13 protein-coding genes and 2 pseudogenes are annotated in these 13,959 nt (G+C 62.8%); 11 read left to right on the forward strand and 4 right to left on the reverse strand.

Features of this window, described 5'->3' with window-relative positions:
• Positions 1-119: 119 nt before the first annotated feature.
• Positions 120-344, forward strand: a pseudogene (locus METH_RS25495) (IS30 family transposase); the annotation flags it as partial.
• Positions 345-418: 74 nt separating this feature from the next.
• Here METH_RS25495 and METH_RS21070 read toward each other — a convergent pair.
• Positions 419-1,039, reverse strand: a complete 621-nt coding sequence (locus METH_RS21070; RefSeq protein ID WP_052348800.1) for an IS3 family transposase — start codon at positions 1,037-1,039, stop codon at positions 419-421.
• A gap of 199 nt (positions 1,040-1,238) precedes the next feature.
• Between METH_RS21070 and METH_RS24195 the strand changes: the two genes are divergently transcribed.
• Positions 1,239-1,451: a hypothetical protein gene (locus tag METH_RS24195; protein ID WP_156927562.1), complete on the forward strand. Its 213-nt coding sequence runs from the start codon at positions 1,239-1,241 to the stop codon at positions 1,449-1,451.
• Between the two features lie 298 nt (positions 1,452-1,749).
• Here the strand turns inward: METH_RS24195 and METH_RS22855 are convergent, their stop codons facing one another.
• The 3 genes and pseudogenes from METH_RS22855 to METH_RS21080 form a co-directional block, all read right to left on the reverse strand.
• Positions 1,750-2,019, reverse strand: coding sequence for a transposase (locus tag METH_RS22855; protein WP_052348801.1), 270 nt, complete (start codon positions 2,017-2,019; stop codon positions 1,750-1,752).
• 128 nt (positions 2,020-2,147) lie between these two features.
• A pseudogene (locus tag METH_RS24200) lies at positions 2,148-2,288 on the reverse strand (IS481 family transposase); the annotation flags it as partial.
• Positions 2,289-2,373: 85 nt separating this feature from the next.
• On the reverse strand, positions 2,374-3,102 hold the full coding sequence (locus tag METH_RS21080; RefSeq protein ID WP_024092816.1) for a GntR family transcriptional regulator: 729 nt from the start codon (positions 3,100-3,102) through the stop codon (positions 2,374-2,376).
• Between the two features lie 190 nt (positions 3,103-3,292).
• Here METH_RS21080 and METH_RS21085 point away from each other — a divergent pair, with 190 nt between their 5' ends.
• The 9 genes from METH_RS21085 to METH_RS21125 all read left to right on the forward strand — a co-directional run bounded on the left by METH_RS21085 (position 3,293) and on the right by METH_RS21125 (position 13,716).
• A complete protein-coding gene (locus tag METH_RS21085; protein ID WP_044008818.1) occupies positions 3,293-4,873 on the forward strand; it encodes an ABC transporter substrate-binding protein in 1,581 nt (526 codons plus the stop codon).
• An 87-nt stretch (positions 4,874-4,960) separates the two neighbouring features.
• Positions 4,961-5,929 carry an ABC transporter permease gene (locus METH_RS21090; RefSeq protein ID WP_024092818.1) on the forward strand — a complete coding sequence of 323 codons (969 nt, stop codon included), beginning with the start codon at positions 4,961-4,963 and terminating at the stop codon, positions 5,927-5,929.
• A gap of 12 nt (positions 5,930-5,941) precedes the next feature.
• Positions 5,942-6,874 carry an ABC transporter permease gene (locus tag METH_RS21095; protein ID WP_024092819.1) on the forward strand — a complete coding sequence of 311 codons (933 nt, stop codon included), beginning with the start codon at positions 5,942-5,944 and terminating at the stop codon, positions 6,872-6,874.
• Between the two features lie 11 nt (positions 6,875-6,885).
• On the forward strand, positions 6,886-7,878 hold the full coding sequence (locus METH_RS21100; protein WP_044008800.1) for an ABC transporter ATP-binding protein: 993 nt from the start codon (positions 6,886-6,888) through the stop codon (positions 7,876-7,878).
• Entirely contained in the window at positions 7,875-8,969 is a 1,095-nt protein-coding gene (locus tag METH_RS21105) for an ABC transporter ATP-binding protein (RefSeq protein WP_024092821.1), read from the forward strand. Before METH_RS21100 ends, METH_RS21105 begins: the two co-directional genes overlap by 4 nt.
• Complete coding sequence (locus METH_RS21110) at positions 8,969-9,592, forward strand: flavin reductase family protein (protein ID WP_024092822.1); 624 nt, start codon at positions 8,969-8,971, stop codon at positions 9,590-9,592. The genes METH_RS21105 and METH_RS21110 overlap by 1 nt, the downstream gene beginning before the upstream one ends.
• A gap of 7 nt (positions 9,593-9,599) precedes the next feature.
• A complete protein-coding gene (locus tag METH_RS21115; protein WP_044008801.1) occupies positions 9,600-10,799 on the forward strand; it encodes an amidohydrolase family protein in 1,200 nt (399 codons plus the stop codon).
• The gene (locus METH_RS21120; protein WP_024092824.1) at positions 10,799-12,289 is read left to right on the forward strand and encodes an amidohydrolase family protein; all 1,491 of its coding nucleotides are present in this window, start codon (positions 10,799-10,801) and stop codon (positions 12,287-12,289) included. The genes METH_RS21115 and METH_RS21120 overlap by 1 nt, the downstream gene beginning before the upstream one ends.
• Positions 12,286-13,716 (forward strand): amidohydrolase family protein, encoded by a 1,431-nt coding sequence (locus METH_RS21125; RefSeq protein ID WP_024092825.1) that lies wholly within the window; start codon positions 12,286-12,288, stop codon positions 13,714-13,716. Before METH_RS21120 ends, METH_RS21125 begins: the two co-directional genes overlap by 4 nt.
• The last annotated feature ends 243 nt before the right edge of the window (positions 13,717-13,959 follow it).

Consider the following 13,959-nt stretch of genomic DNA (forward strand, 5'->3'; position numbering starts at 1 on the left):
GCGACAATTCCCCTATGTTGCTGTAAAGCAAGGAGACTGGGAGATGGCCTATACAGAGCTTGATTTGCATGAAAGGCGTGCAATCGAGGATATGCTGAACGCAAAAATGCCTGTGAGCAAGATCGCAGCCGCGCTATGCACGCAGGCCGCGCGGCCTTTTTTTCCTGCCGGAGCGCTCCATCCATCAGCGCCCGGAGCGTGTGAAGTCCCGTGAGACATTCGGTGAATGGGCAGGCGATCTGATGATCTTCGAACGCGCCCAGGGCAATGCCAACGTCGCCATGCTGGAGCAACGCAAGACGCCGTTTGCCGTCTTGTTCAGAAACCACGACGGAAGCACCACACCAGAACGGAGGCGTGGTTCTGCGATCCCCAGGCCCTGGACCTGCACCGTTTCCGTTCCGGTGTGTTGCTCATGTTAGGCGGCGGTCTTTTCGAAAGCCACGGGTGATTTCCAGCCGATGCCCGAATGCCGTCGGTGCGAGTTGTAAAAACCATTGATGCATTCGAAGACGGCCAGCTCGACCTCGCGGCGGGTCTGCCAGGTCCGACGCCGGATCAATTCGGCCTCCAGTGACTTGTAGAAGCCCTCGACCGTTGCCCGGCAGGCGATTTGCAATGCAAATCTGCTGATAGAGGCCGGCTTTTCAAAGCAATTGCCCTTACCGCTCATCGACGGCGCCAGTTCGTGCTTGCGTAAAGGCTTCTGATATTCGCGGGCACAGTATTGCGCACCGTGACCGGTGTGGTGAATGCAGCCCGGAGGCGGCCTGCGGATGGCCACGGCCATGTCCAGGGCGCGCAAGGCCAGATCCTGTTTCATCCGGTTGCTCAGCACCCAGCCGATGACGCGTCGCGAATACAGATCCAGGGTGACAGCAAGATAGGCCCATCCCTCGCGGGTCCAAATATAGGCTATATCTCCCGCCCATTTCTGGTTTGACGCATTGGCGGTGAAATCCTGACGCAGCGGATTCTGCGCGATATTGAAGCTATGGTCGCTTTCGGGGAGAGCAGCACGCAAGCCAGCGGAGGCCATTGCCAGCTCGACAGCCAGATCATTCAGGGCCGGGCGGTGTTTGGAGGCCTCCTCGGGGATCAGAGGTTCGATGATGGTGAAGTGTTCTCCAGCATCAGCCGGTCTAATCGCCCTATATCTTCCCCGGTCAGGTTTCAGGTGTTGAAGGCCGTATGTATACCTTTTCCTGTACGGTTTTCAGTTCCGTTTCTGGTTCCGCGTGAAGCCTGTGCTGCTATTGGTTTCATTTGCGGCAGCCAGCATCTCCGTCGGCGGTGTGGATCTGAAACGCCGCACTTCCGGAAGTTCCGCAGCTGTCGGCAAAGATGGTATCATCGACGAAGAGCGGCAAGGTTTCCGTCAATCCGGAAAGACCGTGTGGCCAAGGCACAGCGCTGAGGTCCTGTTTCAAGTGTTTTTACACGTTTTCTGAAACGTCATGGCGTTTCCTGCCCTGTCGGCGCCCACGGGTGGACGCAAGGTCTGACGGCATCGGTGAATAAGCTCTGATGCGCGGATTGACTACCGCATGACCGATTGTGCCTCTCGGGGCTATTCCTGTCTTACAACGGGCGTCAACTTGCGTTGGCCACAAAGCGAGTGCCGGATATTCCCTTGCCGGGGACCTCGCGCCCGCCACTGGGCGCATGTGGATTTTTCTCAGTGCGCGGGCATGGTGCGTCGCGCGATGCCCCACATGAAAGCCTTCATCTCGCGAACGATGGCCGTCGCTATGACGATGTCTTCTTCCCGTTCCGGCGGAGCGCCCGGTAGAGAGCCGTCAGCTGGGACTGCGCCTTCCAGGCGATGTCCTGAACGACGGGAGATTTTGCACGCAGGAAATAGAGTTCTCTTGCTTCTGGCCGGGCCTGATAGTGCCATGTCCAAGCCCCATCGATCAGCTTGTGGCGGACGCAACCGTTGCCTTCCCGGGTGATCCCATTGCGCCGGGTCGTCTTGCCGGTAGAGTACTCGCTGGGCCCGAGCCCGGGATATGCCATCAGCTTCACCGGTGTTTCAAACGGCGGACATCGCCGAGCTTGGCTATGAACGTGAGGGCACTGATCAACGCGATGCCGTGCATGGCCTGAAGAGGATTGACGACCAGGGCCAATGGCCACTCGGCCACCAGCGCTTTCAGACGGGGCTTGAGGTTCGCCAGACCGTGCCGCAGCCACACCGGCCGGACGCCGGATGGCGAGACAAAGACGCCCAGCTTGCGAAACCCGTTGGGCGAGCGGGCCTGACCATAAGACGGGAAACCGGTGGCGTTTTTGGTTGCCGCCCTCGTGTGAATGGCACCCGCTGTGCGCGGGCCTGCCATCTGGGTGTGCTCTGCCATAGATCTGCTTGAGCTAGGCAAAACCAAGGCTGTGTCGCAGGTCGCTTTCCGGCTCGCCTTTGCGGTTCAAATCCAGGCGGTCCTCAATTCCTTGCAGATGCCGGTCCATAAGTGCGGCGGCCTCATCGGCGCGGCCGTTCAGGACATATTCAGACAGAAGGTTGTGCTCTTCGACTTCGCAATCGTCTGGCTTCGATTTTTCGTAGATCGCGACAATCAGCGATGAGCGGGCGATCAGTTCGCGGATAAAGCCGGCCATGATGGGGCTGTCGGCCTGATCGGCAAGTAACTGGTGGTACCGGCTGCAGCGGCGGATCACCTGGGCGGTGTCGCCCGCTTCCCGCGCGGCATGTTCGCCATGCAGGTGTTCGGTAAGCGCGTGCTGCATCGGCGGATCGCGCCGTTCGGCAGCGCGGCGGATAAGGTGCCCCTCAATGACCCGCCTGGCGCGGAAGACCTCGCGGGCCTCCTCGACCGATGGCCGGGCAACAAAGGCACCGCGGTTTGCGACCAGCTCGATGACATGGTCCGCCGCGAGCCGCGATAGGGCCGAGCGCACCCGTGTCCGGCCGACGCCGAACAGGTCGCAGAGCTCATCTTCCTTCAGATGTGTTCCCGGACCCAGCTTGTGATCAACGATGGCGTCGAAGATGCGCGAGTAGATCAGATTGCTGTCAACGCGGGCAGGGCTGCCCGAATCTGCTGCTCCACCGTCCGGTTCCGTCCCGATTCGAGCTTTCATGGCCTGTCCTTTCTGACGGGATGCCGTGAAACGGGTCACGGGGTTTTGCCCCAGACATCGCACCATCCGCCAGAAACGTATACCTTTTTTGTCCGAAAACAAAAAGGTTGAATGTATACGATGATTGTATACGATGATTGTTAGCACTGTCGCAAGAAACAGGCAAACTCAGTACAGCATGGAGATAGAAATGACCTTTACATCCCGACTCAAAGCAGGACTGGCGGCGGGCGCCCTGGCAGCTGTCCTTGCCAGCGCCGCAGGCGCCAATACGCTGCGGATGGCAGATTCAACCGACATCGCGGCGATGGACCCGCACTCAATGACCGAAAGCAACACCATCGGTTTCCTCAACCACGTCTACGAGGGGCTGGTGCGTTACAATCAGGATCTTGAGGTCGAGCCGGCGCTTGCGACTTCCTGGGAATTCATCGAGCCGACGCGCATCCGTTTCACGCTGCGTGAGGGTGTGACTTTCCATAACGGCAATGCGTTCACGGCTGACGACGTTGTCGCCTCTCTGGAACGTGCAGCGCATGACAGCTCGCCGGTGAAAAGCAACATTCCCGGCATGAAAGCTGTCGAGAAGATTGATGACTATACTGTGGACGTGGTGCTGGCGGGGCCGGACCCCATCGTGCTGAACTACCTGACGAACATGCTGATCCTCGACCGGGAGTGGATGGAGGAGCATGACGCCCTGCTGCCTGCCGACATGCGCAGCGGCCGTGAAAACTATGCAGTGGCCAATTCCAACGGCACCGGGCCGTTCAAGCTGGACAGCCGTCAGCCCGATGCCCGCACCGTTCTGACCGTGCATGAAGGCTGGTGGGATGAGCCGCAACACAACCTGACCCGTATCGAATTTAGCCCGATCGGCTCAGATGCGACGCGCATTGCAGCACTGCTGTCGGGTGAGCTGGACTTCATTACACCCGCGCCGCTGCAGGATATCGAGCGCATCGATCGTTCTGAAGGTGCATCCGTCATTTTGGCCCCGGCGTTGCGCACCATCATGCTGGGCATGAACCAGACGGACAAACTGCACAACTCCAACCTGACCGACCGGAATCCGCTGCAGGACCGCCGCGTGCGCGAAGCCCTGTGGCGCGCGATCGACATGGAGTTGATCCGCAAGAAGATCATGCGTGACCGGTCCCGCAACGCGGCGCTGCTGGTGGCGCCGCCGGTGCCGGGCTACGACGAAGCGCTGGATGTGCTTGTGCCCGCGGATCCATCCGCGGCCAAGGCGCTGCTTGCGGAGGCCGGATACGCCGACGGGTTCGAGGTCGGCCTGGATTGCCCCAATGACCGCTATGTCAATGATGAGGAGATTTGCCAGGCGATCACCGCCATGTGGTCGCGGATCGGCGTGACTGCCAAACTGACGGCGCAGACCAAGTCCAAGCATTTCGAGAAGCTGCTGGCGGGGTCCTCCGACATCTACATGATGGGCTGGGCAACGCTGCCGATGCTTGACAGCTACAGCGTGCTGTCGTCGTTGCTGCACACGCCGAGCGACCGGATGGGTGCCTGGAATCCGGGCCGCTATTCCAACCCGGAAATCGATGCGCTGACCTCCAAGGTCGCGATCGAGCTCGATCCTGAAAGACGCACCGCCATGATGAGCGAGGCGCTGAAGATCGCGCGGGACGACGTGGCGATAATTCCGCTGCACCAGCAGCCGCTGGCCTGGGCCGTGCGCGATGGCGTGGATCTGCCAATCACCGCCGACAACAAACCCCGGCTCTGGTACGCGAAGATCAACTGATCCTCCCCGCCTGGCGGGCTTGCGTGTTCCGGCGCGCAGGCCCGCGCTTTTTACGATGCCAAAAGCCGGCAAATGGAGGACCCTACAATGATCGCTTTTGTTCTGAAGCGGCTGATCCAATCGATCATCGTGATGCTCGCCGTCGCCCTGATCGCCTTTTCCATGTTCCGTTTCATCGGTGACCCGGTGAACAGCATGCTTCCCGAAAACGCTTCCGCCGAAGACCGGCTGGAACTGCGCGAACAGCTTGGACTCGACCAGCCGGTCACGGTTCAATTCACGCGCTTCGTCTCCGGCGCCGTGCAGGGTGAATTCGGTATTTCCTACCGCAACAAACGCCCGGTCGCCGAAATGATCGCAGAGCGGCTGCCGGCAACCCTGGAATTGGTGCTTGCCGCCGCCGTTTTTGCGCTGCTGCTTGGCGTGCCAATGGGCATCTATGCCGCACTTCATCCGAAGGGGGTGCTGAGTAACATGCTCAACGTCATCTCGCTGATCGGCATATCGGTGCCAACCTTCGTGACCGGCATCCTGCTGATCCTCGCGTTCTCGGTTTGGCTGAACTGGCTGCCGTCCTTCGGGCGCGGAGACACAGTTCAGATCGGATGGTGGAGTACCGGGTTCCTGACCGTCAGCGGACTGAAATCCCTGATCCTTCCGTCGGTGATGCTGGGCCTGTTCCAGGTCACGCTGATCATGCGGCTAGTACGCGCCGAGATGATGGAAGCGCTGCGTTCGGATTTCGTGCGGTTCGCCCGCGCCCGAGGCCTGACCAACCGGGCGGTGAACTTCGGCCATGCGCTCGGCAACACCCTGATGCCGGTCATCACCATCGTCGGCCTGCAGCTGGGGTCGATGATCGCCTTTGCGATCATTACCGAGACCGTCTTCCAATGGCCCGGTATGGGGCTCTTGTTCATCCAGGCTGTCAGCTTTGGCGATATTCCGGTGATGTCCGCTTACCTGGTGATGGTCGCGCTGGTCTTCGTGGCGATCAACATGATCGTCGATCTTCTCTACTTCGCAATCGATCCGCGCCTTTCGGTGCGGGCGTAAGGGAGACCCAAAATGGCTCTTGAAGTATCCCCCCGATCCCGCCTCTCGGCGTTTCTGAAAAGCGACCTCTTCTATCGCTTCCGCACCTCATATGTCACGGTGCTCGCGTCTGCCGTCACCCTGTTCATCGTCCTTGCGGCGCTGCTGGCCCCCTGGATCGCACCGCATGACCCTTTTGATGTCTCGACGCTGAGTCTCTGGGACAGCGAGCTGCCGCCGGTCTGGGCGGAAGGCGGTGATCCGCGGTTTATCCTCGGCACCGACAACCAAGGGCGCGATGTCCTGTCGGCCATTCTCTACGGGTCGCGGATCTCGCTGGCCGTAGGGTTCGTGAGCGTGGCGCTGGCGATGGCAATCGGCATCGTGGTCGGTCTTGTCAGCGGCTATTTCGGCGGCGCGGTGGATGCGTTCTTCATGCGCATCGCCGATGTCATGCTGAGCTTTCCGACAATCCTGGTGGCGCTGCTGGTCAGCGGCATTGTCCGCGGCGCCCTGCCGCGCGAGATGCATGACAGTGCGGCTCTGATCGTGCTGGTCTTTGCCATCACCGTCACCACCTGGGTGCAATATGCGCGCACAGTGCGCAGCTCTACCATGGTCGAGCGCAGCCGCGAGTATGTCTATGCGGCGCAACTGGTGGGCCGGAAGCCCTTCGCCATCTTGTTCAGCCATATCCTGCCCAATGTGATGGGGCCGGTGCTGGTGATCGCGACGATCAACCTCGCCATGGCGATCCTGATCGAGGCGACTCTGTCCTTCCTCGGCGTCGGCATGCCGCCCACCAACCCGTCGCTTGGCACGCTGATCCGCGTCGGCAACGAATACTTGTTCTCGGGCATCTGGTGGGTGGTGATCTTCCCCTCGCTGACGCTGGTGGCGCTGGTGCTGGCGGTCAACCTGCTGGGCGACTGGCTGCGCGATGCGCTGAACCCGAAGCTGCGCTGAAAGGAATGACGATGAATACCACGACCTTCCCCAATTCGCCGCTTCTGAGCGTGCGCGATCTGTCGATCTGCTTTGACACGCGGCACGGGCCCCTGCGGGCGGTGGACGGCATCACCTTCGACCTCGCCCCCGGCGAAATCCTCGGCATGGTCGGTGAATCCGGTGCCGGCAAATCGCTGACCGGCACCGCGATCACCGGTCTGCTGGAACGGCCCGGCCGCATCGACCGCGGCGAGATCCATTTTGAGGGGCAGCGCATAGACACGCTGTCCGCGGAAGAGATGCGGCGGCTGCGCGGGCGCAAGATCGGTGCGATCTTTCAGGATCCGCTGACCAGCCTCAATCCGCTGATGACGGTGGGCCAGCAGCTGACCCAGACGATCCGTACCCATCTGCCCCTGGGCAAGGAGGCAGCGCGCAAGCGGGCCATCGAATGCCTTGCTGAGGTCGGCATCCCCGCCCCGGAGGCCCGTATCGACCAGTATCCGCACCAATTTTCCGGCGGCATGCGCCAGCGGGTGGTGATCGCGCTTGCCCTTTGCGCCGAACCGTCGCTGGTGATCGCCGACGAACCGACCACCGCGCTGGACGTTTCGATCCAAGCGCAGATCCTGGATCTGCTCAAGCGGATGTGCCGGGAGCGCGGCGCGGCGGTCATTCTGGTGACCCATGACATGGGGGTGATCGCAGAGACCGCCGACCGCGTCGCGGTGATGTATTCTGGCCGGGTTGTCGAGATTGGGCCGGTGGAAAAAGTGGTACGCGATCCGCGCCACCCCTACACCAAGGGCCTGATGCAATCGATCCCGCGTGTCGGCTCCCGCGCTGAGCGGCTGACCCAAATCGACGGTGCGATGCCGCGGCTGACCGATCTTCCGCTAGGATGCGCTTTCCATCCCCGCTGCCCGCGGGCCTTTGCCGAATGCAGCAGCACCAAGCCGGCGCCTCGGCCGGTCGAGGGCGGCCATGTCGCCTGTCATCTCTACCAGGAGGAACCGGCATGAGCACAGCCACCGACACCCAACCGCTGGTCTCGCTGAAGGGCCTGTCCAAGACCTTTGATCTGTCGCCGCCGTTCCTGAACCGGCTGATTGAACGCAAGGGCAAGCGGACACTGCGCGCAGTTGACGGGCTCAACATCGACATTCCGCGCGGCAAGACTTTCAGCCTGGTCGGAGAGTCCGGATGCGGCAAGTCGACGGTCGCCAAGCTGGTGGTCGGGCTGCATGGCGCGACTTCGGGCGAGATTCGCTTTGATGGCACCGACCTGACCGCGCTGCCCGCTGCCGCACGGGGGGAATTCCGCCGCCGCATCCAGATGATCTTTCAGGACCCTTATGCCAGCCTGAACCCGCGCTGGCGGGTGCGGGACATCATTGCTGAACCGATGCGCAGCTTCGGCATCACCGAAAACCGCCAGGAGGAGCGGGCAGAGGTCGGGCGGCTGCTGGAAATGGTTGGCCTTTCCGCCCGCGACGGCGAAAAGTTTCCGCATGAGTTCTCCGGCGGCCAACGCCAGCGGATCTCGATCGCGCGGGCAATCTCATCGCGGCCGGAGTTCCTGGTGTGCGACGAACCGACCTCGGCGCTCGACGTGTCGGTGCAGTCGCAGGTTCTCAACCTGATGCGGGACCTGCAGGATGAACTGGGGCTGACGTATTTGTTCATCAGCCATGACCTCGCGGTGGTGGATTTCATGTCGGACTACGTTGGCGTGATGTATCTGGGGCGCCTCGTGGAGGCGGGGCCGGCAGAGCAGATCTTTGCCGCGCCGGAACACCCCTACACGCAGCTGCTGATGGACACCGTTCCCGACATCAGTCTGGGACGGCGCGACCGGGCGGCCGCGATCGGCGAAGTGCCCAATCCAATCACCCCGCCGCCGGGCTGCTCCTTCAATCCGCGCTGCCCGCTTGCCAATTCGCGCTGCCGGGAAGAATCGCCTGGCCTCGTGGCGCGGAATGGGGGCACCGTTGTCGCCTGTCATGCCGTCACGGAAAACCGGGCCGTCGAGCATCGGGCTGGAACCGGCCACGCTGCCGGTAGCGGCACGGATAAGGGAGAGCGCCTAGAGACTCAAAAGGGAGTAGCCTGATGGAGTTCGATTTCGAGGCGCTGCCGCCGAAGGACCGCTACCGCTTGTTGTGCAGCTTCGTGGCGCCGCGGCCGATCGCGCTGGTGACCACCAACAGTGAAAGCGGCATGCCGAATGCGGCGCCGATGAGCTTTTTCAATGTCTTCTCGCAGGATCCGCCGATTGTGATCCTGGGAATCCAGGCCCGTCCCGACGGCACCGAGAAGGAGACAATGCGCAATATCCGGCGGTCGAACGAATTTGTCGTCAACCTGTGCGACATGGCGATCGCCCAGCAGATGGTGGACTGCGGCATCAGTTTTCCGGATGATGTGGACGAGGTCGCATTGACCGGCCTCAGTCATGCGCCGTCGCTCAAGATCGGGCCGGAGCGGGTGGCCGAGGCGCCCGCCTCTATGGAGTGCCGAGTGTCGCAGATCATCGACTACCCGCACCGCGCCATCGTGCTGGGCGAAGTGGTGCAAATGCATGTGCGCGACACCTGTCTCGATGCGGCGGGGCGCTATGTCCGGCCCGAAGCCTACCAGCCAGTCGCGCGGCTGCATGCTGACAACTACATCGTATCGGACCGGCAGTTCGAGCTGACCGCAACCGATTCACTGACTGCTGCAACGGGGAGCTGAGGCACGTATGACCGAAGATATACTTCTGAGAAACCTGCGTCTCCTTGGTGCGGAACCGGCTGACATGCTGATTGAGGGCGGGCGTATAGCGCAAACCGGCCCGGATCTGCCATCCCGGCCCGGTGTGCCGGAGGAGGACTGCGGCGGCGCGATCCTGCTGCCCGGGCTGGTGGAGGCCCATACCCACTTGGACAAATCCCTGTGGGGCATGGGCTGGCGCCCGCATCAGGCGGGACCCAGCCTGCGCGACAAGATCGATACAGAACGCCGCCTGCGCCAAGAGTGGAACATTGACCCCCACCGCCAGTCGACGCGCCAGGCGCTGCTGTCGCTTGGCCATGGCTCCACCGCAATCCGCAGCCATGTGGATGTGGATACCGAAACGGGCCTTGCTGGCATCGAGGGCGTTGCGCGCACCCGCAGCGAGCTGGCCGGGCTGGTGGACATAGAGATCGTTGCCTTCCCGCAGTCCGGGCTGATGACGCGTCCCGGCACGCTGGAACTGCTCGATGCCGCGCTGCGCGGCCCGGCGGATGTCGTTGGCGGTCTGGACCCCTGCGGCATGGATGCCGATCCAAAGGGCCAGCTTGACGCCGTCTTTGCCCTTGCAGAAAAGCATGGAAAACCCATCGACATCCATCTGCACGAACCTGGCGAGCTGGGGGCGTTCAGCATGGAGATGATCATTGAACGCACCTGCGCGCTTGGGATGCAGGGGCGGGTGACGGTCAGTCATGCGTTTTGCCTGGGCATGCCTGACCGCGACCGTGCCCGGGCGCTGGTGGCGCAGCTGGCGGAGGCACAGATCCACATCGCGACGGTTGCCACCCCGTTCCGGCCGGTGCCGCTGGCCGAGGATCTGCGGGCGGCCGGGGTGACGCTCTGTGCCGGATCCGACGGGATCCGCGATACCTGGGGGCCCTATGGCAACGCGGACATGCTGGAACGCGCCATGCTGCTGGGCCAGCGCAACAACATGCGCGCCGACAGTGATGTCGAACATGCCTTGTGGTGCTGCTCCTGGGGCGGTGCCAAAGTTATGGGGCTGGAGGATTACGGGCTTGAAACAGGCTGCCAGGCGGATCTGGTGCTGGTCGAGGCCGAGACCGTTGCCCATGCGGTGGTTGCGCACCCGCCGCGCAAGCTGGTGCTGAAGGCGGGCCGGATCGTCGCCCGCGAGGGCCGCAGTCTGAGGGAGGCGCCGTGATGACCGCGGGCAAGGAGCCAGGCCGCATACTGATGACCGCAGACTGGGTGGTCGGCCATGAAAACGGCCAGCACGTGCTGCTGCCGCGCGGCGAAGTCGTGTTTGAAGACGGCGCCATCCTGTTTGCCGGACACGGGTTCGAGGGAGAGGTGGCGCGGCGCATCGATTGCGGCCGCGCGCTAATCGGGCCGGGCTTCATCGATCTTGATGCGCTTTCGGATCTCGACACCACGGTTTTGGGTCTCGACAACCAGCCCGCCTGGAAGAAGGGCCGGATCTGGCCGCAAAGCTATATGGAGAAAGGCCCGCGCGAGATGTACGCGCCGGAGGATCTGCGCTGGCAGAAGCACTATGCCTTTACCCGGCTGATCCGCAACGGCATCACCACCGCGCTGCCCATTGCCTCGCTGTTCTATCGCGAATGGGGTGAGACCTGGGACGAATTCGCCGGTGCGGCGGAGGCGGCGGAGTCGCTTGGTCTGCGGGTCTATCTGGGCCCCGCATACCGCAGCGGCAACACCTATGTCGCCGAAGCGGGCAGCATTGCGTTCCATTTCGACGAGGAACGCGGCCTTGCGGGCCTCGCTGACGCGGTGCGGTTCTGCGAGCACTTCGAAGGCCGGGCAGGGGGGCTGATCCGGACCATGCTGGCCCCTGACCGGATCGAGACCTGCACTGGGGCGCTGTTGTCGCGGACTGCACAGGCGGTACGGGATCTGGATGTGCCGGTGCGGCTGCATTGCTGCCAGTCCGCCTTTGAATACGACAGTGTCGTGCGGATGCATGGCAAGAGCCCGCCGGAATGGCTGCGCGACATCGGTTTTCTGTCGCCGCGGGCGATCCTGCCGCATCTGACCTTCCTGTCAGGCCTCAACGGGATCGAATACGAGGCACCGGATCTGGACATTCTGGCAGAGGGTGGCGCGGCGCTGGCGCACTGCCCGCTGGTGATGGCGCGCAGCGGTGCAGTTCTGAAATCCTTTGCGCGCTACCGCGATGCGGGGATGACCATCGGAATGGGGACCGACACCCATCCCCCGGACATGATCCTGAACATGCAGCTGGGCCTGATCACCGCCCGGATGGCAGACAGCAACCCGCAAGCTGTCAGCGCTGCCGACATGTATGATGCCGCGACACTGGGCGGTGCCAAGGCGCTGGGACGGAGTGATCTGGGCCGGCTTGCTCCGGGAGCGCGGGCTGACATTACCGTCATCAGCCTCGACGACCCGGCCATCGGGCAGGTCATTGACCCGATCCAGACAATTCTGCTGAACGGTTCCGGCCGTGATGTGCGCACGGTGGTGATCGACGGCCGCATCGTGATGCAGGGCGGCGTCATTCCCGGTGTCGATCATGACGCGCTGCGTGTGGGTGCGCAAAATCGGTTTGACGGGCTGCTGGCGCAATACCCCGACCGGACCTTTGGCCACCCGCCGGTGGAGGAGATCTTTGCTCCGGCCTATCCGCTGCGGAAGGCGCCTGCATGACCAGCATCCTGATCCGTCACGCCACCGCCCTGACCGTCGACGCGGACAGGCGGGTCATTACCGACGCGGCCATCGCCATCGAGGGCAGCCGGATTGCCGCCATCGGGCGCGATGCGGACCTGGCGCCGCTGGCCGATAAAGCCGCCGAGGTCATCGACGCCACCGGCATGACCGCAATTCCCGGGTTGATCGATTGCCATGCCCATGCCGGGCACGGGCTTGTCCGGGCGCTTGGGTCCGGTGACATCGAAGCCTGGTTTGAGGCCTGCGAGGTGCTGTACGCAAGGGGGACGGATGTTGCGTTCTGGGCCGCCGAGGCGCGGCTGACGCTGCTGGAAAGGCTGATGGCCGGAGTGACCACCTGCGTCACTCTGCTGGGCGGCGGGGCGGATATCTACCGCAGCGATGATCCGGCCTTTGGCGATGCCTATTGCGCTGCGGTGCGCGAAAGCGGGCTGCGCACGATGCTGGCAGTGGGGCCGGGGCGCCCGCCATTCCCTCGCCGCTACCGCGATAGCAGCGGCACCGGGATCGACGTGGATTTCGCCCAACAGCTGGCGGTGAGCGCGGATCTGATCACCCGGCATGACAGCATTCTTGAGACCGGAACGGGTGTTTGTCTGGTGATGCCCGTCTACGCACTTGGCGGCGATGATGCTGCAAGCGATGCGGACGTGCGCCGGATGGCAGGTGCGGTGGCGGCACTGCAGGAACAGCACGGTGTTTTGTTGACCCAGGATGGGCACCGGAACGGCTCCGTTGCCTATGCCCGCGACCTTGGCCTTCTCGGCCCCCATGCGTTGCTGGCGCATTGCGTGGACCTTACCGATGCGGATATCGCGGCGCTGGAGGAAACCGGTGCCGCAGTCGCCCACAATCCCAGCTCCATCATGTCCATTCTGGGCCGCTGCCCCGCGCCTGAGCTGATCGGACGGGGCATCCGTGTGGCTCTTGGCTCAGATGCGGCGGCGCCGGACCGAGGCTACGACATGTTCCGCCATATGGCGCAGGCCATGCATTACCACCGCCGCCATTTTGCGGATCCTTCGGTGCTGCCACCGGGCAAGGTGCTGGAAATGGCAACCATCGATGCTGCCCGGGCATTGGGGCTGGAGCGGGATCTCGGTTCGCTTGAAGCGGGAAAGAAGGCCGATATCGTTCTGGTGGACATGCGCAAGCCGCATTTGACGCCGCCGGATATGCCGCTGCACGCCATCACCCATTTCGCGAATGCTGCTGATGCAGACACCGTTATTGCCAACGGGCGGGTTGTGCTGCGTGGACGCGTGTCTCAGACGCTGGATCCGCAGCCTGTCATATGCAAGGCCAACGAAGCCGCGCGGGCGGCAGTCAGCGGAGCTGGGCTTGAAGCGTTGCGGCTTGAACCCGGAACCCTGTGGGGCAATGATCAGAACCCAGAAGGATAATCCCGCAGTGCGCGAGGCTGGCACCGGTAGCGAGCGTTCATGCCGGTTGGAGACCGGACCACGTACTGTTGGGCAATAAACTGTCCGGACTTCAACTGTATTTGCCGCTGCTTCGGGAAGCCGAAGCATTGGACTCGCTAGCGGCAAAACCTCAATTGCAATCCTGATTTGAGCACTGCTTTGCAGAGACGCGGAAAAAGAGCCCCGCCAGCGGCGGGGCTCTCCCTTGGCATTGCGCAGAAA

Origin of the sequence: Leisingera methylohalidivorans DSM 14336 (genome assembly GCF_000511355.1) — a bacterium.
GTDB lineage: Bacteria > Pseudomonadota > Alphaproteobacteria > Rhodobacterales > Rhodobacteraceae > Leisingera > Leisingera methylohalidivorans.

What these genes read in the sequence shown, in the direction of transcription:
- METH_RS21115 (WP_044008801.1), top strand. Translation starts at nt 9,600, where the DNA reads ATGACCGAAGATATACTTCTGAGAAACCTGCGTCTCCTTGGTGCGGAA.
- METH_RS21095 (WP_024092819.1), top strand. Translation starts at nt 5,942, where the DNA reads ATGGCTCTTGAAGTATCCCCCCGATCCCGCCTCTCGGCGTTTCTGAAA.
- METH_RS21080 (WP_024092816.1), bottom strand. Translation starts at nt 3,102, where the DNA reads ATGAAAGCTCGAATCGGGACGGAACCGGACGGTGGAGCAGCAGATTCG.
- METH_RS21085 (WP_044008818.1), top strand. Translation starts at nt 3,293, where the DNA reads ATGACCTTTACATCCCGACTCAAAGCAGGACTGGCGGCGGGCGCCCTG.
- METH_RS21110 (WP_024092822.1), top strand. Translation starts at nt 8,969, where the DNA reads ATGGAGTTCGATTTCGAGGCGCTGCCGCCGAAGGACCGCTACCGCTTG.
- METH_RS22855 (WP_052348801.1), bottom strand. Translation starts at nt 2,019, where the DNA reads ATGGCATATCCCGGGCTCGGGCCCAGCGAGTACTCTACCGGCAAGACG.
- METH_RS21090 (WP_024092818.1), top strand. Translation starts at nt 4,961, where the DNA reads ATGATCGCTTTTGTTCTGAAGCGGCTGATCCAATCGATCATCGTGATG.
- METH_RS21100 (WP_044008800.1), top strand. Translation starts at nt 6,886, where the DNA reads ATGAATACCACGACCTTCCCCAATTCGCCGCTTCTGAGCGTGCGCGAT.
- METH_RS21125 (WP_024092825.1), top strand. Translation starts at nt 12,286, where the DNA reads ATGACCAGCATCCTGATCCGTCACGCCACCGCCCTGACCGTCGACGCG.
- METH_RS21105 (WP_024092821.1), top strand. Translation starts at nt 7,875, where the DNA reads ATGAGCACAGCCACCGACACCCAACCGCTGGTCTCGCTGAAGGGCCTG.
- METH_RS21120 (WP_024092824.1), top strand. Translation starts at nt 10,799, where the DNA reads ATGACCGCGGGCAAGGAGCCAGGCCGCATACTGATGACCGCAGACTGG.
- METH_RS21070 (WP_052348800.1), bottom strand. Translation starts at nt 1,039, where the DNA reads ATGGCCTCCGCTGGCTTGCGTGCTGCTCTCCCCGAAAGCGACCATAGC.